This is a genomic window from Aeromonas sp. s10 (assembly GCF_040907975.1).
Lineage (GTDB): Bacteria > Pseudomonadota > Gammaproteobacteria > Enterobacterales > Aeromonadaceae > Aeromonas > Aeromonas caviae.
Genome location: NZ_JBFOCV010000053.1, coordinates 99,258 through 118,382, shown reverse-complemented (window position 1 = coordinate 118,382; position 19,125 = coordinate 99,258). Strand labels below are relative to the sequence as shown.

Here is a 19,125-nt window from a genome sequence, read left to right as displayed (position 1 = left end):
TCCTGATGACTAGATGACGATCTCTGTGGTGACGACGGTGTTGACCGAGTTGGCGATGAAGCACTCCTCATGGGCCTGGTGGTGCAACTGCTCCAGATCGGCCAGGGCGGGCTCCTGCTCTCCCCCGAAGATCACCCTGGGACGCAGGGTGACCCGGGTCATGGCGAGGCGACCTTGCCCGTTTTTCGCCATGATGCCGACCGCTTCGTCCCGGTAGCTCTCTACCCGATAGCCCGCCTTCGCCGCCAGCCAGAGAAAGGTGAGCATGTGGCAACTGGAGAGGGCCGCCACAAACGCCTCTTCCGGGTCCACATGTTCCGCCACCGAGTAAGGCAGCGGCACCACATGGGGAGAGGAGGAGGCCGGCACCCTGACCCCGCCATCAAACGCCCACTCATGGGACCGGCTGTAACGCTGATCGACGAAGGGCTCGTGCTCCCCCCGCTGCCAACTGATGGTGGCACTGTATTCCGACATGCAGACTCCTTGTGTTGCCAATCCGTGCCGCCCGCTGGCGCCACCCTGTGACCACCAATGTAGCGACAAAATGGCCTTGCCACGCCGACCAATTTTGCCAATATGGGCAGACCAATTTCATCGAGCCGCCACCATGACCATCCACCCCACCCGCTCTGCCCGTCGGTCGCCAGCCCCACAGCCGCGCCATGCCCTGCGGGTAGGATCCCTGCCTCGAAAGAGGCGCAACCCCCGCGCCAACGGGAGCACACCATGACCGTTCTGCCAACGCTCTTCGCCAACCAGCAGCAAGGGGATCTGCCCCTGCACGAACAACTGGTGCGTACCCTGCGCGAGGCCATCCTGGCGGGCCACCTGCCCCTGCACAGCCGCCTGCCCGCCAGCCGTCTCCTGGCCCGGGATCTCGGTATCTCCCGCAGCACGGTGGAACTGGCCTATGGCCGGCTCGAGGCGGAGGGGTATCTGGTGCGCAAGGTGGGCGCCGGCAGCTTTGTCGCCCTGGCGGCGGTGCGCCCCGCGCCGCGCCCGCCCCAGTCAGCGGCGGGCCTCTCCCGTCGCGGTCAGGAGATGGCCCTGGGTGGCGCCTGTCACGACGTGCCCGAGGTGGGCACCACCTTTGCTTCCAGCCAGCCGGATCCCCGTCTCTTCCCCCAGGCACTCTGGGGTCGGCTGATGCAGCAACAGTGGCGCCAGCGCGCCAGCGACTGGATGAACTACGGGGATCCCCAGGGGCTTGGGGAACTTCGCGCCGCCATCAGCAGCTATCTGGTGCAGTCACGCGGCGTGGTGTGCGAGCCGGATCAGATCCTGATCCTCACCAGCTCCCAGCAGGGGATCCTGCTGGCCACCCAATTGCTCATCGATGCCGGTGACACCGTCTGGGTGGAAGACCCCGGTTATCCCGGGGCTCGCACCGCCATGGAGAGCGCCGGTGCCCGGGTGCATCCGGTGCCGGTGGATGAAGAGGGACTCAACCCTCATGGGGATCATCCTGCGCCGCGCCTCATCTACTGCACCCCGGCACACCAGTATCCCCTTGGCGTCCCCATGAGCCTGCCCCGCCGCATGGCGCTGCTGGCCGAGGCAGAGCGTCACGGCGCCTGGATCCTGGAGGACGATTACGACGGGGAGTACCAGTATGATCAGCGTCCCCTGCCCGCCCTGCAGGGGCTCGACGGCCAGGGGCGGGTGATCTATGTGGGCACCTTCAGCAAGGTGCTGTTCGGCTCGCTGCGCCTCGCCTACCTGGTGCTGCCCAGGCCGCTGATGGACTCCTTCTGCCGCGCCCGGGCCGCCGTCGACGGCCACAGCAACCAGTTGCTGCAAGCGGTCACGGCAGACTTCATCCGGGGCGGGCACTTCGCCACCCACCTGCGCCAGAGCCGCCTCCTCTACCAGAGCAGACGGGATCTGCTGCTGGCGGAACTGGCCGAGTACTGCCCGGGGCTCACCCCCATCCACAGCGGCGCCGGCCTGCAGTGCGCCGTGCTGCTGCCCCCCGGTGGCGAGGCGCGCTGGACCGATGCCGCCAACGCCTGCGGGCTGGGGCTGCGTCATCTGGGCCAGTTCTACCTGGGCCCGCCGACGCTGGAAGGGTGGCTGCTCGGCTTTGGCTGCCTCGACAACCAGACGCTGCGCCAGCTATGTCGTCGCCTGGGTCTCTTGATGAAATCCGCATGACCCCCTTCTCAAGAGGTCAGATCTGCCAGAACCTGATAGCGCTGTGTCGACGGGAGTGGCCCGTCTATACTGGGCACAATCCCGTTGCCGAACCCGGTCAAGATGCATCGAACCCTGCTCCTTTTGCTCCTCCTTTCCCTCCCGTCCCTCACGATGGCGGCTACCCGCTTCACCCTGATCACCGGGGAAACCCAACAGGATGTCCGCATGAATTATTACCGGGCGGCGATGAGGCTGGCGCTGGAGAAAACACGGCCCGATTACGGCGACTATGAACTGCTCGACGCCATCAGGATGAACAAGGCGAGGATGCGGCTCGAAGTGCAAACGCCGGGCAAGAATGCCCTCTTCATCGTCGACAGCTGGCCCCAGGAGATCCCTCAACCCGGCGTCACCCTGGTCCCCTTCCCCATCGATCTGGGCGTGCTCGGCTACCGGGTCTGTTTTGTCGGCAGCGCCCGTGCCCAGGCCCTGGCCGGGGTTCACACCCTGTCCCAGTTGCAGCAGTTCACGCAAGGGGTGGGCACAGGCTGGCGGGATGCCGACATCCTGCGCTACAACGGCTTCAGAGTGCAGGAGGTGGATAACTATGAGTCACTGTTTCGCCTGGTGGCCCGTGGCCGGATCGATCTCTTCTGCCGTGGTGCCAACGAGATATTGAGCGAGTGGAAAAACCACAGACCCGGCCTGCCGGGGCTGACCGTGGATAGCCATGTCGCCCTCTTCTATCCGCTCATCCACTCCCTCTATAGCCACGCCACCTACAGCAAGGAGCGCGAGCGCCTTTTGCGCGGCCTGCAACTGGCCTGGAAAGATGGCTCCCTGCAGCGCCTCTGGCGCCATCATTTCCAGCCTTCCCTGGTCTTTGCCCGGCTCGATTCACGCCAGATCTTCCGGCTGACCAACCCGCAGTTGCCCGACGAGAGCACCGACTACCGCTCCTATCTCTATGACCCGATGAGGGATGACTTTGGCATCGCTCCCTGACTGGCTCGCCGGTTCTCCCCTGTCAGGCAGGCTCCCCTTGCGCACTCTCTGCCTGGCGCTGCTGCTCTGGTTGCTGCCGACCTGCGTCATAGCCGCCCCCGGCAGCATTCGTGCCTGCATGGAGAACAGTGATTCGCCTCCCTGGTTGCTGATGTCCGGCGAGGGGATAGTGCAGTTCCACCTCAAGGAGGTGGCAAACCGGATCGGGCACCCCATCATTCTCACCCCCCTTCCCTGGAAACGCTGCCTCTCCCTCGTCAGCCAGGGCCAGCTCGATGCCGCCGTCAAGCTGAGCTACAGCGAAGAGCGTGCTCGCACCATAGGGGTCTATCCCATGCGACACGGGGCACCTGATCCCGCCAAGCGCCTGCTCACCGAGAGCTACAGCCTCTACCAGCCAAAAGGCGGACAGGTTCGCTGGGATGGCCGGCAGCTCGTCGCCCATGGCGTCATTGCGGCGCAGTCCGGTTTCTCCATCGTCGCCCAGCTGCAGGAGAGCGGTGTCAGGGTGGATGACTCCAGCAGGGAACCACTGATCCTGCTCAAGAAGGTCGCGATGCAGCGCGCCGTTGCTGCCGCCCTGCAAACCGGGGTCGCAGAACGGACCCTGGCCGCCCACCCGCAGTTGCAGGCCACACTCGAGCGGATCACCCCTCCCCTGGTCGAAAAACCCTACTACCTCATCTTCTCCCACCCCTTCCATCAAGCCCACCCCGATCTCAGCCAACAGGTGTGGGACGAGATTGAGGAGGTGCGACACTCCGCAGCCTATGCCCGCTTCGTCACAGGCATGGCGTCACCGGGGACCCCCTAACCCCAGCCCCCCCTCCCTCAGCCCTGCTCGCGGCACAGGGCAAGCCAGGCCTCGGCGGTGCGGGAGAGGTAGCGATCCCCTGGCCAGATCACCCCGAGCCGCCAGCTCAGCGCCGGGGCCAGAGGGCGCAACACCAGCCCATCCGGCGTCAGCCGCCGACAGATGGGCTCCGGCAGGAAAGCGACCCCCATGCCGCTTCGCACCATGGCAGTGAGAAAGTCCCACTGGCTGCTGCGGGCCGCCACCTGAGGCACGAACCCGGCTTGCTCGCAGGCCTGCTCCAGCCGCTCGCTCAGGGTGAAGGCCTGGGTATAGAGCAGGAAGGGTTCGTCCCGCAGAGCCTCCAGCCGGATCTCGCCCCCCTCGCGCCAGCGGGGCAGGTCCGGCAGCACCACCCGGATGGGGTAACTGTCCAGATCCAGGGCGCAGAGGGCCCCCTCTTCCCTGGTCGGCAGCATGGTGATGGCGAGATCCAGCTCCCCCGCCAGCACCGCCTGCTCGATGCGCCGCCCGCCATATTCGACGATGGAGAGCTCCACACCGGGGTAGCGGCTGCGATAGGTACGAATGAGATCCGCATAGACATGGCCCACCATGGGCGGGATGCCAAGGGCAAGACGCCCGGATTGCAGGCTCTGCAGATCCGCCAGCTCCGCCTCCAGCTGCTGCATCTCCGCCAGGATGGTCTGGGCCCGATTGAACAGCACCTGGCCGCTGTCGGTCAGGGTGAAGCGGCGGCCGACCCGGCTCAGCAGGGGCTGGCCCAGCTCCTCTTCCATGTTGCGGATCATTTTGCTGATGGTGGGCTGGGTGACGAACAGCTTCTCGGAGGCGCGGGTGAAGCTCTGCTCCCGCACCAACTCGACGAAGTAACGCAGGGCTCGAATATCCATGATGCTCTCTTGACGGGGATGGCTGGCTAAATCATGCCTCTTTGGCATGATTTTGATAATTTAAATTCATTTTTTGCAGGTTTGGTCCCTCTCTATACTGTGAGCAGGTTCACAGAAAGACGCTTGCCATGAAAACCCTCTGCCTTCGCTGGTTGCAAACCCCCTTCCAAATTGCCCTGCTGGCGGCCATCTGGTTGCTGGCCGACATCGCAGTGCGCACCTTGCACCTGCCCCTGCCCGCCAACCTCACCGGCATGTTGCTGCTGCTGGTCTGCATCCTGCTCGGAGTGGTCAAAGCCCAGTGGTTCAGTGCCGGGGCCCGCTGGCTGCTGGCGGAGATGCTGCTCTTCTTCGTCCCCGCCGTGGTGGCCGTGGTCAACTATCAGGAGCTGCTGCTGCAGGAGGGGTGGCGCATCATGGTGGTCCTGATCGTCAGCACCGTGCTGGTGCTCGGCACCACGGCGCTGGTGGTGGACAGGGTCTATCGCCTCGAGCTGAAGCTGGCCCGCCGGAGTCGCCGCCATGTCTGACACCCTGCTCGGCCTGCTCTGCTTCGCCCTGACCCTGCTCTTCTACTACGCCAGCAAGTGGCTCTATGGCAAAAAGCGCATCCTGCCCCTGATGCCGCTGCTGCTGGCCCCCACCCTGCTGGTGGCCGTGGTGATGTTGTTCCACATTCCCTACCGGGACTACATGGCCGAATCCCACTGGCTGCTCTGGCTGCTGGGCCCTGCCACCGTCGCCTTCGCGGTGCCCGTCTACGAGAATCGCCAGCTGATGCGCCGCCACTGGCTCTCCCTCTCGGTCGGGGTCGTGGCGTCCGTGGTGATGGCGGTGGGCAGCACAGTGCTGCTGGCCCGCTGGCTCAACCTCTCCGAGCTGTTGCAGCGCAGCATGGCCATGAGATCCATCACCACCCCCTTCGCGGTGGAGGCGACCCGTTCCGTGGGTGGCAACGCCGATCTCACCGCCCTGTTCGTGGTGCTGACCGGCGTCATCGGCATGGCGGTGGGAGAAAGCGTGCTCACCGTGCTCGCCATCCGCAGCCGCCTCGGCAAGGGCGCGGGCTTTGGTGCCTCGGCCCACGGGGCCGGGACAGCCAGGGCCTATCAGATGGGCAACGAGGAGGGGGTGGTCTCCAGCATGGTGATGATGATCGCCGGCATGGCCACCGTGCTGCTCGCCCCCCTCCTGGGCCGGCTGTTCTGGTAACTCCGCCACCCGATAACAGAAGAGGCGCCCTGGGGCGCCTCTTCTCATTGCATCGTGTCACGCAGCCTCAGAGGCTGGCGCAGATCTGCCAGAGATCGTACTGGATGGCGGCGGCCGTCACTTCCCGGCCCGCTCCCGGCCCCTGGATCACCAGGGGGTTGGTGCGATAGCTGTCGCTCTCGATGGCGAACACGTTGTCGCAGGGCAAGAGGTTGGCAAACGGGTGATGGGGCTCCAGCGCCTCCAGCCCGACGCGGGCCTTGCCGTCGTGCTCGAAGCGGGCGACATAGCGCAGCACCTTGCCAACCCTGCGCGCCCCCTCGAAGGCGGTCTGGATAGGGTCATCCAGCTCCTTGAGCCTGTCCATGAACTGATCCGCAGTCACCTTGCGCAGGGCCACCGGCACCAGGTTCTCCAGCTCGATGTCGGCGGAGTCGAGCTCGAAGCCCGCCTCCCGCGCCAGGATGAGCAGCTTGCGGCGCACATCCTGACCGGAGAGATCCTCCCGGGGATCCGGCTCGGTCAGGCCATGTTGCCACGCCTCGTCCACCAGTTCGGAGAAGGGGCGAGTGCCGTCATACTGCTGGAACAGCCAGGAGAGGGTGCCGGAGAAGATGCCGGAGACCCCCTGGATGCGGTCACCGCTCTGGCGCAGCATCTGGATGCTGGACTGGATGGGCAGCCCGGCCCCCACGGTGGCGTTGTAGCGCCATTGCACCTGATGGTCGCGGCAGGTCTGCTTGATGCGCTGGTAAAACTCGCTGTCGGCGGCACCGGCAAACTTGTTGGCGGCGATGATGTGGATGCCGAGCTGGGCAAAGTCCGGGTAGTAGCGGCTCACCGTCTCGCTGGCGGTCATGTCGAGCGCGATCAGAGAATCAAAACTGTGCTGCTCCAGCTGGGAGAGCAGCTCCGGCCAGATGAGCGGCTTGGGATGGAAGTTGTCCTGTACCTTGAGGGGATCCAGCCCCTCTTCGTCCAGCAGCCCGCCCTTGGAGTCGAAGACCCCGTAGAGGGTGAGCGCCAGATTGAGCTCATGCTCGAGGCGCGCCTTCTCGCGGGCGTAGAGCCCCAGCCAGTGACCACCGATATTGCCTTTGCCGAACACCACCAGCCCGACCCGGGTCGGGCGGCTGAACAGGGCACTGTGCAGAGCGATGAGCAGCGGCTCCAGCACGATCTGGCGCAGCACGGCCACCAGGCTCAGGCCGTCTTTGGCCACCTGCACGAACTCCAGAGGCTGATCCGCCAACAGCTGGTAGAAACGGTGGCACTGCTCGGCATTGTCGGTGACGCCGGCTCCCACCAGGGCGACCAAACTGAACCCCTCCTTCTGGATGAGGCCGGTAAAGTTGCCCTGCAACTGGAAGTCACGGAGCACCTCGAAGGCCCCTTGTGCCACCTCCAGGGTGTAGGCCAGACGCAGGACCCGCCGATCCGGCTGGCGCTGCAGGGTGAGCGGATGGAGGCGATGGCGGGCCAGATGGGCCTCGATGGCCGCCACTGTCTGCTCAAAGTCAGTCTGCGGCAGCACCTTGAGCTCGATGAGGGCTATCTGATCCACCGAGGAGACGATGCGGGCACCGCCGGAGCGGGGTGCACGGCGCAGGATGTGGGTGCAGCCTTCGTCCGGATTGTAGCTGCAGCGCAGGGTGAGGCGCTGACGGCTGTCGGCCACCGGCTGCAGGGTACGCGAATGCAGCACCGAGGAGCCCAGGCGCGCCAGCTCGTTGGCCTCGGCCAGGCTCAGGCGCTCCAGCAGACGCGCCTCTTTCACCCGGCGCGGGTCGGCACTGTAGACCCCGGCCACGTCGCTCCAGATGGTGGTCGACTCCCCGTCCGCCAGCGCCGCCAGGAGGCTGGCACTGTAGTCGGAGCCGTTGCGCCCCAGCAGCAGGGAACGCCCCTCCATGTCGGCGGCGATGAAGCCGGTCACCACGATGCGACCGGCGTGCTCGGCCAGGCGGGCCTTGAGCAGCTCGCTGGAGAGGGCGGTATCCACCTTGATGAGGGCGCCGTCTTCTGCGCGCAGGAAACTGCGAGCATCGAGCCAGGCGGCCACCTCACCCCGGCTGGTGAGCAGGGCAGCCAGCAGGCGGGCGGACCACACCTCGCCAAAGGCGAGCAGGCCGTTGCGCTCGAAGCGGTCAAACTGCCCCTCCAGGGTCTTGGCGATCAGCTGCATGTCGTCCGTCAGTTGCTGGCTCAGATCGAGGTGAAGCTCCCCTTCCAGCAGGCCGTCGATCAGGCTCTGCTGATAGGCGTGCAGGGCGGTGATGGCTTCGCCTGCGGCCTCATCCCCCGCTTCCGCCAATTCCACCAGCTGGATCAGCCGGTTGGTGGTCTTGCCCGCGGCGGAGACCACCACCAGCTCGTTGCCCCCCACCTGTTGCTCGACGATGCTGGCGACCCGGCGATAACAGACCGGATCCGCCAGGCTGCTGCCGCCGAACTTGTGTACATGGCGCCGCTTGAAGACTGCCTCTGTTGCCACCACACACTCTCCTTGTTGTTGTTCCATTACTTCACCTGCTCTGCCTGTTGTGCCAACTGCGCCTGTTCAAACCCCTGGGCCAGATCGGCCACCAGATCCTCACCGTGTTCGATCCCCACCGACAGGCGCAGCAACTGGGCACTGATACCCGCCGCCTGCTGGGCCGCCGGGGTCATGGCCCTGTGGGTCATGCTGGCCGGATGGGCCACCAGACTCTCCACACCGCCGAGGGACTCCGCCACCGAGAAGAGGCGCAGCCCCGCGAGGAAGGCGCGCAGCCCCGTCTCGTTGCAATCGAGCTCAAAACTTAGCATGGCGCCAAAGCCGGACTGTTGACGGCGCGCAATGTCGTGGCCCGGATGGCTCGGCAGGCTGGGGTGATAGATCCGCTTGACCAGCGGCTGCTGCTGCAAGAAGGCGAGGATACGATCCGTGTTCTCCTGATGGGTGCGCAGGCGCGGGGCCAGGGTGCGCAGACCCCGCAGGGTGAGGTAGGAGTCAAAGGCACCGGAAGTGAGCCCCAGGCAGTTGGCCCACCACACCAGGGAGTCGGCCAGAGCCTGATCCTTGGCGATCGCCACACCCCCTACCACGTCGGAGTGGCCGTTGATGTACTTGGTGGTGGAGTGGACCACCACGTCGGCACCAAGGGCCAGGGGCTGTTGCAGCAAGGGGGAGAGGAAAGTGTTGTCCACCACCACCTGGGCCCCCACCCCGTGGGAGGCCTCGGCGATGGCGGCGATGTCCACCACCCGCAGCAGCGGGTTGGAGGGGGTCTCCACCCACACCAGTGCGGGTTTCTGGGCCAGCGCGGCGGCCAGCGCCACCTCGTCTCCCTGATCCACGAACTGCACCTGGTAGTGGCCCTTGGCCGCCAGATACTCGAACAGGCGCCAGGTACCGCCGTAGCAGTCGTGGGGGGCGATCAGCAGATCCCCCGCCTTGAGCAGAGCCGTGGTCACCAGGTGAACGGCCCCCATGCCGGTGCCGGTCACCACGGCGCCGGCCCCCCCTTCCAGAGCCGCCAGGGCATCCGCCAGATTGGTGCGGGTCGGGTTGCCGGAGCGGGCATAGTCGTATTGACGGGGCTCGCCAAAGTCGGCAAAGGTGTAGTTGCTGGAGAGGTAGATGGGGGGCACCACGGCACCGTGCTGCGTGTCTGTCTCAATCCCGGTGCGTACCGCCAGGGTGGCCTTGTGGGTCATGTCACTCTCCTTGATGGGTTGCCGGAGCCGGTCCGCCTCGTGGGTCGTCCAGCCCCGCTCTCATTTTCGCTGGCCGGACTGCCGGCCCATGGTGCACCACACTACGCCACCTTAAAAAAGCCGTCAACACTTCTAGACGTCTAAATGGCTTTGCTGTTGGATTGCCATTGAATTCCTTAAGGGTTAAAATCCGCGCTCACGGCCAAACGACTACAGGTGGAACATGGGTACAGAGTGGAACGGCGACTACGTCAGCCCCTATGCAGAGCACGGCAAGAAGAGCGAACAGGTCAAGAAGATAACCGTCTCGATCCCGCTCAAGGTGCTGAAGGTGTTGACCGATGAGCGCACCCGTCGCCAGGTGAACAACCTGCGTCATGCGACCAACAGCGAGCTGCTCTGCGAAGCCTTCCTGCACGCCTTCACCGGCCAGCCGCTGCCCTGTGACGACGACCTGCGCAAGGATCACCCGGACAGCGTCCCCGCCGAGGCCCGCGCCATCATGGAAGCCCTTGGCAAAGAGATCGAAGACTTCGACGCCGAGTAATGCGGCTGCCCATGGCAAACGATGCATCCCTTTCAATGACGCGGCCCGGTGCCGCGTCATGCTTATCTGCCGCCTCCCCCTTCAGCCTGCGTCACTACCAGAGCGACATGCAGAGCCACAGTCATGACCACGCCCAGCTGGTGATCCCCCTCGTCGGTCCCCTCGAGATCGAGGTGCAGGGTCGGGGATGTCGTCTCGCCCCCGGTTTTGCCTGCATCATCGCCCCTGGCCTTCGCCACGACTACGCCGCCGACCCGGCGCACGTGTTTCTGGTGCAGGAGAGCCACTGGCTGCCGGCAGCCCTGGGGGACCGCCCCTTCGTCGAGCTGGATGAGGCCCAGCGCCACTACCTCGCCTTCCTGCACCGCATGGTGGCCGAGGGGCGCCACGTGGCCGGCATGGATCAGGTGTGGCTCGGGCTGCTGACCGAGGGACGCGGCATGGGCCCCGCCGTCGCTCCCCGCATAGCCCCTCGTATCGCCAAGGTGCAGCGTCATATGGAAGCCCACCTCGCAGACCCCCTCACCAACGAGGAACTCGCCGCCATCGCCTGCCTCGGCCTGAGCCAGTTCAAACACGCCTTTCGCCAGCAGGTGGGCACGAGCGTCTCCCACTACCTCAGGATGCGGCGCATGGCGCTGGCCCGCAGCCTGCTCGCCCGCACCCGGCTGCCCGTCGGCGAAGTGGCCAGCCGCTGCGGCTACCAGAACCAGGGGGCCTTTGCCGAGCGTTTCCTGGCCGAGACCGGACTGACCCCTTCCCTCTGGCGCCGGCAAAACGGCTGCCTGCCGTAATCGGTCGGCTCTTTGCCGAAGACAATCCCCGGGCATTCGAGGCATGCTGAGGCTCATGCACGGTATGGGCAACGAGGAGCCAAGATGCAGACCATAAGCTGGCAGGATTTCGAGATGGTGGAGCTCAGGGTGGGCACCCTGGTGCGGGTCGAGCCCTTCCCCGAGGCGCGCCGCCCCGCCTACAAGGTGTGGGCGGATTTCGGCCCCGAGCTCGGGGTGCGCAAGAGCAGCGCCCAGATCACCGACCTCTATCGACCGGAGGATCTGGTGGGCCGCCAGATCGTCGCCGTGGTGAACTTTCCCCCCAAGCAGATAGGCCCCATCCAGTCGGAGTTTCTGCTGACCGGCTTCTATCGCCCGGATGGCGCCGTGGTGATCGCCATCCCCGAGCAGGCGGTGGAGAACGGCGCCAAGCTGGGGTGAGACGACGGCAAGGCAACCAGAGAGCAGAAACAAGAGAGGCGACCCCCGGGGTCGCCTCTCTTGTTTGATGCTGACGGCCTGGCTTATTTCAGCAGGCTGAACAGCAGGGCCGAGACCGCCAGGGCACCGGTCAGCAGGATGAAGCCGTTGACCCAACGGTGACGGAAGCGGGCCAGCGCCTCCACCTTGTAGATGGCCACCACCGGCATGATGAAGAGGATCATGGCGATGACGGGGCCGGAGAGGGTCTCCATCAACCCCAGAATGCCCGGGTTGATGATGGCGGCGCCCCAGATGGCGAAGAACATCAGGGCGATGCCGAGCTTGTCCGCCTTCGCCAGCGGCAGGCCGGTGGGCTTGGCGATCAGGCTTTTCAGGCTCTCGCGGGCACCGAGGAAGTGGCCGAGGAAGGAGGAGCTGATGGCGATGAAGGCGATGAGCGGCCCCAGGGTCACGATCACCGGGTTGTCGGTGATGTTGGCGAGATAGGAGAGCACGGAGACGTTCTGGGCCTTGGCCTCGGCCAACTGGGCCGGGGAGAGGCTCAGCACGCAGGAGAAGACGAAGAAGAGCACGAAGCCCACCAGCATGACGGTGGTGTTGCGCAGGATCAGGCCGCTCTTGGTTTCGGCCTGCTCCCCGTATTCCCGGCGCTGCACGTTGGCAAAGCCCGAGATGGCGGCGGCGTGGCTGAAGGCGAACACGGTGACCGGCAGCGCCAGCCAGACGGTGTTGAGGAAGCTGGCGCCTTCAAAGGCGGTCACTTCCGGCCACTGCCACTGGGGAATGAGGTAGCAGGAGAGGGCCAGCAGGATCGCCGCCAGCGGGTAGACCATGACGGCGAAGGCCCGCAGCATCGCCTTCTCGCCGGCCAACATCACGGCGATCATGGCGAACACCAGCACGCCGGAGAGCATCACCCGATCCGGGGAGGCCTGGCCGAGCTGATTGACCATGAAGCTCTCCACCGTGTTGGTCAGCCCGACGCCGTAGATGAGCAGGATCGGGAAGATGGAGAGGAAATAGAGCGCCGAGATGAGGCGCCCGGCCATCTTGCCGAAGTGCTCCTCGGCCACCTCGGTGAAGTCGGCCTGGGGGCGCGACGACGAGAGCACGAAACGCGCCAGCCCGCGGTGGGCCAGGAAGGTCATGGGACCGGCCAGCACGGCGACGATGATGAGGGGCCAGATCCCCCCCAGACCCAGGTTGATGGGCAGGAACAGAATGCCGGCGCCGACGGCGGTGCCGAACAGGCTGATGACCCAGTGGGTGTCGTGACGGCGCCAGCCGGTGCTGGCCATGGTGGAGGGGGAACCGGACAGCTCCCGTGAGACGTCTGCAGATAAACTCATCGATAAATCACTTTTACGTAGTATTAAAATCTAAAAAGATTGTGCTCCTTTAGCATTTAATTCTCAAAAAGGGAGACTGGCAGATCTCACTGGCAAAGCCCTGTTCCACCAGTGAGATTGGGAGGAAATTCCACCTCGGATTATTCAATTAATCCTGACATCAACCAAAAATTAGGAATATAAAACCAAAATTAAAACAGACGTCGATTTTTTGTTTCGATGAAATGCATGTTTTCAGAATTAACTGAAATTTATGCCAGTGCAGCCAGATTGGATGTGATGATCCACTGCCGTTATCGCCATCACTAGCAAATCTCCCTAAAATCCCCGCAACCAGCCAGTGGATCACACCAATGCAATCAGGCGACCCTGTGGTCGCCTGATTGCATTCTCTGCGAGCTGGTCGACCCGTCAGTGGGCCAGAATGCGACCCCAGGCGAGATCCGGGTCCCCCATCACGATGAAGTCCGGGTTCTCCAGCGACTCCGTCTCGTTGTAGCTCAGCGGTTGCAGCGCCAGGCTGAGGATGCGGCCCCCTGCCGCCTCCACGATGCACTGGGCGGCAGCGGTATCCCACTCCCCGGTGGGGCCCAGGCGCACGTAGCAATCTGCCACACCTTCCGCCACCAGGCAGGACTTGAGGGAGCTGGAGCCGAGCGGGATCAGCTCGTAGTGGATGGCCGGGTTTAGGCGGCGGGTCAGGTTCTCCAGTTTCTGGCGGCGGCTGATGGCCACCACCAGGGAGTCAGGCTGATCGTGTTCATGATGGATGGCGCTGATGGGACGGCTCTCGCCGTTCGCCTCCTTGAAGGCGCCGTGACCGCGCACCGCCCAGTAGAGCAGATCGGATTCGGGGGCATAGATGACCCCGAGCACCGGGACATTGTCCCGCACCAGGGCGATCAGGGTGGCGAAATCGCCGCTGCCTGCGATGAACTCGCCAGTGCCGTCCAGCGGGTCCACCAGCCAGTACTGGCGCCAGTTCGCACGCTGGCTGAAGGGGATGTCGGCCGCCTCTTCGGTCAGCACGGGGACATGGGGAGTGAGCGCTGCCAGCGCCTGTTTGAGGTAGGCATCGGCTGCAAGATCGGCACTGGTGACCGGGGTCGCATCCTCCTTCAACTGGCGTTCGAACTGACCGCCGCGATAGATCTCGTGAAGGATCCTGCCCGCCTCACGGGCGATCTCCTTGACCTCGGGTATCCAGGCCAACAACTCCTGCATGGTGCTTACCTCTGCCTCTGATTGCCAAACAGACCCTCTGCGGGCTAATTTCCCTGCTCCGCCAGCCATTTGCTGGCCAGCAGCAGGGCACTGATGCTGCGCGACTCGGTGAAGTCCGGTCGTGCCAGCAACTCGTCGATCCGGTTGAGGGGCCAGGGGATCACCTCGAGAGGCTCGGGCTCGTCACCGACCCGCTGCTCGGGGTAGAGATCCCGCGCCAGCAAGATGTCCATCCGGCTGGAGAAATACCCCGGCGCCAGCGACACCTGCTTGAGCAGGGTCAGGCTGCTCGCCCCGAAGCCCGCCTCCTCCATCAGCTCCCGGTTGCCCGCCTCGAAGGCATTTTCACCGGGGTCTATCAATCCCTTGGGGAAACCCAGCTCGTAGGAGTGGGTGCCCGCCGCGTACTCGCGCACCAGCAGCAGGGTGTAGGCATCGAACAGGGGCACCACCATGACGGCACCCCGGTTGCCGCCGCGCATCCGCTCGTAGACCCGCTCCTCGCCGTTGGAGAATTTCAGGTGAAGGGACTCCACCTTGAACAGCCGGCTCTCGGCCACGATCTCGGCCTTGAGGATCTCCGGCTTGCTCTTGTCATGGGCCATGGTCTCGACACTGAGGTGGACGGGATTGCGCTTGTGGGGATCGCTCATCGGGGGCTGACTGCTCGTTAAAAAATCGTGTTTCAAGAGTAAACGACTCCCCTGCCGAACACCACGGGGCAAAGAGGGGAAAGATGTCTGAAAAATCCGTTATAATGCGCCCCGTTTTTCCCATCACCACAGACATCGCGAGGCCCCATGTCGACTCCCCTGCCCTGGCACCAGATTGATACCGTGTTGCTCGACATGGATGGCACCCTGATCGATCTCCATTTTGACAGCCATCTGTGGCAAACCCTGGTGCCGGTGCGCTACGCCGAGCGACTCGGCCTGCCGCTGGCCGAGGCGAAGGCGCAGATAGACACCCACTATCATGCGGTCAACGGCACGCTCGACTGGTACTGCGTGGATTACTGGACCCGGACGCTCGGGCTCGACATCCGCGCCCTCAAACAGGAGATCCTGGAAAAGATCCAGTGGCGCCCCAACGTCATTCCCTTCCTGGCCGCACTCAAGGCCGCCGGCAAGCAGGTGGTGCTCTTCACCAATGCCCATCCCGCCAGTCTGTCGGTGAAGGATGCACGCCTCGGCCTCGCCCAGCACCTCGATCTGATGGTGAGCACCCATGAGCTCGGGTGGTCGAAGGAGAGCCAGCACTGCTGGCAGGCGCTGGCCGAGCGGCTGGCCTTCGACCCGGCCCGCACCCTCTTCGTGGATGACAGCGAGCGGATCCTGGCCGCCTCGGCCGAGTTCGGCATCGCCCACCAGCTCGGCATCCGTCACCCCGACAGCCAGATGCCGCCGCTCACCTTCCAGCACTTCCCGGCGCTCGACGACTACGCCGACCTGCTCCCTCTCGGCGCCTGACACGCACAAGGCCCTCTTCACGAGGGCCTTGTCACATCAGCTCAGCAGCCTGCCGAGCGCATACCGTTCATGAAAGCCCTCAGGCCGCATCGCGCGGGGCCAGCACCCCCATGCTGGCCAGGTAGTCGAGGGCGCTTGGGGTGAAGCCGACCTCCGTGAGGTGCGCCGCCGTGAAAGGGGCTGCATGCAGAGGCAGGCCGCGGCTCACCCGTTCCATCCAGTCCGGATTGCCAAGGGCCGCCGTGCCCACCGCCACCAGCTCGGCGCCGCCGGCCAGAGCCCGAACCGCCGAATCTGCGTCGCTAATCTTGCCCGCCACCATGAGCGGCACCCGCCCGGCCAACCCGACCCTTACCGCCTCCAGCAGGGCGCCGCCGTCGGGATCCCCTGCCACCGCCTTGAAGCTGTCCCCCATGGAGAAGTGCAGGTAGTCGATCCCCTCGTCCGCCAGCAGGCGCGCCACCGCCAGCTGATGGGCCAGTTCGATGCCCTGGATATGGGCATAGCTCTCGGGGGAGAGACGCACCCCGACCAGGAAGCCCCGGGGTAGACGGGCGCGAATGCCGCGCACTATCTCCACCAGGATCCGCGCCCGGTTCGCGAGGCTGCCCCCCCAGCGGTCGGTGCGCCGGTTGTGCAGGGGGTTGAGGAAGTTGCAGAGCAGGAAGTGGTGGGCTGCGTGCAGCTCGACCCCGTGCAGGCCGGCACCATGGGCCCGCTCCGCAGCGCTCACAAAGGCGTCAATCAGCGTCAGAATCTCCTCCTCGCTCAGCCCCTTGACCCCGAGGGGGTAACGCCCGCCCGGCGCCAGCGCGCACGGGCCGACCGGCGCCCCGTCGTTCAGCTCGGGCAGAGCCCGCATCCCGCCGTGATGCAGTTGCACCACCGCCAGCGCCCCGGCCTGCCGCGCACTGTCGGCCAGGGCCGTGAAGGCCTGCTGCTGGGCGTCCGTCATCAGGGCAGGCTGCCCCGCCCAGCAGCGTCCGCCGGGCCGCACCTGGGTGGCGGCGGCGATGAGCAGGCCGAAGCCGCCACGGGCGCAGCGCGCCAGCCAGTCGAGCTCGGCCTGGCCGGGATCACCGCCTGCGCCGCTCATGTTGTGGGTCAAAGGGGCCAGCACGGCCCGGTTCTTGAGCCGCAATCCGGCTCGCTCGAAGTGGAAGCTGTCGCCCAGTGTCTTGTTCATCGTCCTCTCCCGGGATCGCAATGGTATGGCGGCCACTATAAACCCGGGCTATGAGGATATAATCAGGCACTCAAGCAAAACATTCATTCCCAGCAAGACACAATAGGCCACCCCTCATGAGTCACCACAAGCTCGACACCCTCTACCTGATGCGCCTGCTGGTCGCCATCGTCCGCTGCGGATCCTTCGCGGCGGCGGCGGCCCAGCTCGGCATCACCCCGAGCAAGGCGTCAAAAGATCTGCGCCACCTGGAGCAGAGCCTCGGCAGCGTGCTCCTGAGCCGCACCACCCGCCGGGTGCAACTGACCGACGCAGGAGAGCTCGCTTACCGCCAGGCCGACCAGATGATCGCCCTGCACGAGCAGTTGCTGGACGGCCTGCAGCGCCGCCGCTCGGCACTGTGCGGGGAGCTGCGCATCACGGCGCCGGATCTCTGGGGAGAAGTGGTGCTGACTCCGGTGCTGCTGCGCTTTCGCGCCGACCACCCGGAGGTGCGGATCATCGCCGACTTCAGCAATACCCCGGCCGACCTGCTGCGCGACAACCTGCACGTGGCGTTTCGCAGCACCGAGCTGGGCACCCAGCCCTACCTGGCGCGCCCCATCGCGGTGGACGATCTGGTGCTCTGCGCCAGCGCCGACTACCTGGACCGCCACCCGCCCCTCAGCACACCCCAAGATCTGCACCAGCACAGCCTCATCACCCGCAGCCAGGAGTACGGCCGCCACGAGCGCTGGCCCCTGCTTGCCCAGGGGCGCGAGATCCCTCTCGAGGTAGCGGGCGAGCTGGCCTTCAGCAGCAAGAAGGCGATTCACCAGGGGATGCGCCAGGGACTGGGGATAGCCCGCCTGCCGCGCTACCTGGTGGCGGCCGAGCTGGCCGAGGGGGTGGTGCGCGAAGTGCTGCCGGACTATCGCCCCAAGGGGGCCCATTTCTACGCCCTCTATACCCAGCGCCGGGCCGAGTCGGCCCTGGTCGGCCACTTCCTCGACTACGTCATCGAGGCGCTCACCCCTTCATGAGCAGATCACCAGGTGGTACTGCTTCTTGCCCCGGCGCAGCAGCAGGTAGCGGCCGAACAGCCGATCGTCGGCGGTGAGCGGCTCATCCCGGCGGATCGCACCGTTGACGCTGACGGCCCCCGCCGCCAGCAGCTCGCGGGCGATCCGCTTCGAGTTGGCCAGGCCGCACTCCACCAGCAGGGTCACCAGATCCGTTTCCCCCTCGATGCAGCTGCTTGGCATGCCATCTTGCGCCAGCTGGGCCAGATCGCTCTCCCCAAGGCGCGCTACCTCGCCACTGAACAACGATTCGCTGATGCGCTGCGCCGCCGCCAGCGCCCCCTTGCCGTGTACCAGTTCGGTCAGCTCGTCCGCTAGCACCTGCTGGGCCAGCTTGCGCCCCTGCCGCTTCGCATCCTCCGCCTCCAGCGTCTCAATCTCGGCCAGCGGCATAAAGCTGTAGTAGCGCAGGAAGCGGTAGACATCCTCGTCCGCGGTGCCGAGCCAGAACTGGTAGAAGGCGTAAGGGGAGGTGAGCGCCGGGTCGAGCCAGATAGCGCCCCCCTCGGTCTTGCCGAACTTGGTGCCATCGGCCTTGGTGATGAGCGGCAGCGTCATGCCATAGACCTGGGCCTGATGGAGGCGGCGGGTGAGGTCCATGCCGCTGGTGATGTTGCCCCACTGGTCGTTGCCACCGATCTGCAGGGTGCAGCCGAGGCGCTGGTTGAGCACGGCGAAGTCCTGGGATTGCAGCAGGGCGTAGGAGAACTCGGTGAACGAGATCCCCTGATCCGGACGGGCCAGGCGCTGGCGCACCGATTCGCGGGCCAGCATGGCGTTGACCGAGAAGTGCTTGCCGATGTCCCGCAGAAAATCGAGGGCGGACATCTGCCCCATCCAGTCGGCGTTGTTGACCAGCAGCGGCGCCGCCAGCCCATCGCTCGCCGTCAGCAGGGCGCTTATCTGGGCCGACAGGCTGGCGACCCAGCCCTGCACCGTCTCGGCGCTGTTGAGGGTGCGCTCGCTTGCCTTGAAGCTGGGATCGCCGATAAGGCCGGTGGCCCCGCCCACCAGGGCCACCGGGGTGTGGCCCGCCAGCTGGAAGCGGCGCAGCATCAGCAGTGGCACCAGGTGGCCGATGTGCAGGCTGCCAGCGGTGGGATCGAACCCGCAATAGACGGTGCGCGGGGTGGCAAGATGGTCGGCCAGCGCCACCGGGTCGGAATTCTGGGCCACCAGGCCGCGCTGGGTCAGCTCATCGAGCAGGTGAGGATTTGTCATGGGGGGCTCCAACAGCAAGAGAAAGAGGGCCATCCTCGCCGTTTGCGGTGCTGGCAGATATGTCCCCCAGGGGACAGTTTTGCCAC

Annotated in this window: 19 protein-coding genes; 10 read left to right on the top strand and 9 right to left on the bottom strand. The window is 65.4% G+C overall.

Annotated elements, in window-relative coordinates; translation table 11 throughout:
- Nucleotides 1-9 precede the first annotated feature (9 nt).
- The gene (locus AB5Y59_RS20595) at nucleotides 10-477 is read right to left on the bottom strand and encodes an OsmC family protein (protein ID WP_069784257.1); all 468 of its coding nucleotides are present in this window, start codon (nucleotides 475-477) and stop codon (nucleotides 10-12) included.
- A gap of 252 nt (nucleotides 478-729) precedes the next feature.
- On the opposite strand from AB5Y59_RS20595, the gene AB5Y59_RS20590 reads away from it, so the two are divergent.
- The 3 genes from AB5Y59_RS20590 (at nucleotide 730) to AB5Y59_RS20580 (ending at nucleotide 3,958) form a co-directional block, all read left to right on the top strand.
- A complete protein-coding gene (locus AB5Y59_RS20590) occupies nucleotides 730-2,157 on the top strand; it encodes a PLP-dependent aminotransferase family protein (protein WP_368212573.1) in 1,428 nt (475 codons plus the stop codon).
- Between the two features lie 153 nt (nucleotides 2,158-2,310).
- A complete protein-coding gene (locus AB5Y59_RS20585; RefSeq protein ID WP_080944108.1) occupies nucleotides 2,311-3,144 on the top strand; it encodes a hypothetical protein in 834 nt (277 codons plus the stop codon).
- A 37-nt stretch (nucleotides 3,145-3,181) separates the two neighbouring features.
- Nucleotides 3,182-3,958 (top strand): transporter substrate-binding domain-containing protein, encoded by a 777-nt coding sequence (locus AB5Y59_RS20580; protein ID WP_319883352.1) that lies wholly within the window; start codon nucleotides 3,182-3,184, stop codon nucleotides 3,956-3,958.
- Between the two features lie 17 nt (nucleotides 3,959-3,975).
- On the opposite strand, the gene AB5Y59_RS20575 is transcribed toward AB5Y59_RS20580, so the two are convergent.
- Entirely contained in the window at nucleotides 3,976-4,851 is an 876-nt protein-coding gene (locus AB5Y59_RS20575) for a LysR family transcriptional regulator (protein ID WP_039040573.1), read from the bottom strand.
- Nucleotides 4,852-4,979: 128 nt separating this feature from the next.
- Between AB5Y59_RS20575 and AB5Y59_RS20570 the strand changes: the two genes are divergently transcribed.
- The gene (locus AB5Y59_RS20570) at nucleotides 4,980-5,381 is read left to right on the top strand and encodes a CidA/LrgA family protein (RefSeq protein WP_039040574.1); all 402 of its coding nucleotides are present in this window, start codon (nucleotides 4,980-4,982) and stop codon (nucleotides 5,379-5,381) included.
- A complete protein-coding gene (locus tag AB5Y59_RS20565) occupies nucleotides 5,374-6,063 on the top strand; it encodes an LrgB family protein (protein ID WP_010675703.1) in 690 nt (229 codons plus the stop codon). The genes AB5Y59_RS20570 and AB5Y59_RS20565 overlap by 8 nt, the downstream gene beginning before the upstream one ends.
- A gap of 67 nt (nucleotides 6,064-6,130) precedes the next feature.
- Here AB5Y59_RS20565 and AB5Y59_RS20560 read toward each other — a convergent pair whose 3' ends face one another.
- Nucleotides 6,131-8,584 (bottom strand): bifunctional aspartate kinase/homoserine dehydrogenase II, encoded by a 2,454-nt coding sequence (locus AB5Y59_RS20560; protein ID WP_279987593.1) that lies wholly within the window; start codon nucleotides 8,582-8,584, stop codon nucleotides 6,131-6,133.
- A complete protein-coding gene (gene metB, locus AB5Y59_RS20555; protein ID WP_010675705.1) occupies nucleotides 8,584-9,762 on the bottom strand; it encodes a cystathionine gamma-synthase in 1,179 nt (392 codons plus the stop codon). Before metB ends, AB5Y59_RS20560 begins: the two co-directional genes overlap by 1 nt.
- A gap of 223 nt (nucleotides 9,763-9,985) precedes the next feature.
- On the opposite strand from metB, the gene metJ reads away from it, so the two are divergent.
- The 3 genes from metJ (at nucleotide 9,986) to AB5Y59_RS20540 (ending at nucleotide 11,526) form a co-directional block, all read left to right on the top strand.
- Nucleotides 9,986-10,309, top strand: coding sequence for a met regulon transcriptional regulator MetJ (gene metJ / locus AB5Y59_RS20550; protein ID WP_005327165.1), 324 nt, complete (start codon nucleotides 9,986-9,988; stop codon nucleotides 10,307-10,309).
- Between the two features lie 35 nt (nucleotides 10,310-10,344).
- Nucleotides 10,345-11,103 carry a helix-turn-helix domain-containing protein gene (locus tag AB5Y59_RS20545; protein ID WP_368212572.1) on the top strand — a complete coding sequence of 253 codons (759 nt, stop codon included), beginning with the start codon at nucleotides 10,345-10,347 and terminating at the stop codon, nucleotides 11,101-11,103.
- A gap of 84 nt (nucleotides 11,104-11,187) precedes the next feature.
- Nucleotides 11,188-11,526 (top strand): tRNA-binding protein, encoded by a 339-nt coding sequence (locus AB5Y59_RS20540; RefSeq protein ID WP_010675707.1) that lies wholly within the window; start codon nucleotides 11,188-11,190, stop codon nucleotides 11,524-11,526.
- An 83-nt stretch (nucleotides 11,527-11,609) separates the two neighbouring features.
- On the opposite strand, the gene AB5Y59_RS20535 is transcribed toward AB5Y59_RS20540, so the two are convergent.
- The 3 genes from AB5Y59_RS20535 to nudE all read right to left on the bottom strand — a co-directional run bounded on the left by AB5Y59_RS20535 (nucleotide 11,610) and on the right by nudE (nucleotide 14,755).
- Entirely contained in the window at nucleotides 11,610-12,878 is a 1,269-nt protein-coding gene (locus AB5Y59_RS20535; protein WP_368212571.1) for an aromatic amino acid transport family protein, read from the bottom strand.
- A 411-nt stretch (nucleotides 12,879-13,289) separates the two neighbouring features.
- Nucleotides 13,290-14,102, bottom strand: a complete 813-nt coding sequence (gene cysQ / locus AB5Y59_RS20530; protein ID WP_010675709.1) for a 3'(2'),5'-bisphosphate nucleotidase CysQ — start codon at nucleotides 14,100-14,102, stop codon at nucleotides 13,290-13,292.
- A 44-nt stretch (nucleotides 14,103-14,146) separates the two neighbouring features.
- Nucleotides 14,147-14,755: an ADP compounds hydrolase NudE gene (nudE, locus tag AB5Y59_RS20525; RefSeq protein ID WP_368212570.1), complete on the bottom strand. Its 609-nt coding sequence runs from the start codon at nucleotides 14,753-14,755 to the stop codon at nucleotides 14,147-14,149.
- Between the two features lie 147 nt (nucleotides 14,756-14,902).
- Here nudE and yrfG point away from each other — a divergent pair, with 147 nt between their 5' ends.
- Nucleotides 14,903-15,571, top strand: a complete 669-nt coding sequence (yrfG, locus tag AB5Y59_RS20520) for a GMP/IMP nucleotidase (protein ID WP_043152800.1) — start codon at nucleotides 14,903-14,905, stop codon at nucleotides 15,569-15,571.
- A 79-nt stretch (nucleotides 15,572-15,650) separates the two neighbouring features.
- Here yrfG and AB5Y59_RS20515 read toward each other — a convergent pair whose 3' ends face one another.
- Nucleotides 15,651-16,757, bottom strand: a complete 1,107-nt coding sequence (locus AB5Y59_RS20515) for an NADH:flavin oxidoreductase (protein WP_368212569.1) — start codon at nucleotides 16,755-16,757, stop codon at nucleotides 15,651-15,653.
- Between the two features lie 116 nt (nucleotides 16,758-16,873).
- Between AB5Y59_RS20515 and AB5Y59_RS20510 the strand changes: the two genes are divergently transcribed.
- A complete protein-coding gene (locus AB5Y59_RS20510; protein WP_042864913.1) occupies nucleotides 16,874-17,779 on the top strand; it encodes a LysR family transcriptional regulator in 906 nt (301 codons plus the stop codon).
- Here AB5Y59_RS20510 and tyrS read toward each other — a convergent pair.
- Complete coding sequence (gene tyrS / locus AB5Y59_RS20505; protein WP_045522249.1) at nucleotides 17,774-19,039, bottom strand: tyrosine--tRNA ligase; 1,266 nt, start codon at nucleotides 19,037-19,039, stop codon at nucleotides 17,774-17,776. The genes AB5Y59_RS20510 and tyrS overlap by 6 nt on opposite strands.
- Nucleotides 19,040-19,125: the final 86 nt, after the last annotated feature.

Coding starts and splice junctions, on each gene's coding strand:
- tyrS (WP_045522249.1), bottom strand. CDS start 19,039: ATGACAAATCCTCACCTGCTCGATGAGCTGACCCAGCGCGGCCTGGTG.
- AB5Y59_RS20545 (WP_368212572.1), top strand. CDS start 10,345: ATGACGCGGCCCGGTGCCGCGTCATGCTTATCTGCCGCCTCCCCCTTC.
- metB (WP_010675705.1), bottom strand. CDS start 9,762: ATGACCCACAAGGCCACCCTGGCGGTACGCACCGGGATTGAGACAGAC.
- metJ (WP_005327165.1), top strand. CDS start 9,986: ATGGGTACAGAGTGGAACGGCGACTACGTCAGCCCCTATGCAGAGCAC.
- AB5Y59_RS20560 (WP_279987593.1), bottom strand. CDS start 8,584: ATGGAACAACAACAAGGAGAGTGTGTGGTGGCAACAGAGGCAGTCTTC.
- AB5Y59_RS20540 (WP_010675707.1), top strand. CDS start 11,188: ATGCAGACCATAAGCTGGCAGGATTTCGAGATGGTGGAGCTCAGGGTG.
- AB5Y59_RS20515 (WP_368212569.1), bottom strand. CDS start 16,757: ATGAACAAGACACTGGGCGACAGCTTCCACTTCGAGCGAGCCGGATTG.
- AB5Y59_RS20590 (WP_368212573.1), top strand. CDS start 730: ATGACCGTTCTGCCAACGCTCTTCGCCAACCAGCAGCAAGGGGATCTG.
- AB5Y59_RS20535 (WP_368212571.1), bottom strand. CDS start 12,878: ATGAGTTTATCTGCAGACGTCTCACGGGAGCTGTCCGGTTCCCCCTCC.
- yrfG (WP_043152800.1), top strand. CDS start 14,903: ATGTCGACTCCCCTGCCCTGGCACCAGATTGATACCGTGTTGCTCGAC.
- AB5Y59_RS20565 (WP_010675703.1), top strand. CDS start 5,374: ATGTCTGACACCCTGCTCGGCCTGCTCTGCTTCGCCCTGACCCTGCTC.
- nudE (WP_368212570.1), bottom strand. CDS start 14,755: ATGAGCGATCCCCACAAGCGCAATCCCGTCCACCTCAGTGTCGAGACC.
- AB5Y59_RS20595 (WP_069784257.1), bottom strand. CDS start 477: ATGTCGGAATACAGTGCCACCATCAGTTGGCAGCGGGGGGAGCACGAG.
- AB5Y59_RS20585 (WP_080944108.1), top strand. CDS start 2,311: ATGGCGGCTACCCGCTTCACCCTGATCACCGGGGAAACCCAACAGGAT.
- AB5Y59_RS20575 (WP_039040573.1), bottom strand. CDS start 4,851: ATGGATATTCGAGCCCTGCGTTACTTCGTCGAGTTGGTGCGGGAGCAG.
- cysQ (WP_010675709.1), bottom strand. CDS start 14,102: ATGCAGGAGTTGTTGGCCTGGATACCCGAGGTCAAGGAGATCGCCCGT.
- AB5Y59_RS20510 (WP_042864913.1), top strand. CDS start 16,874: ATGAGTCACCACAAGCTCGACACCCTCTACCTGATGCGCCTGCTGGTC.
- AB5Y59_RS20570 (WP_039040574.1), top strand. CDS start 4,980: ATGAAAACCCTCTGCCTTCGCTGGTTGCAAACCCCCTTCCAAATTGCC.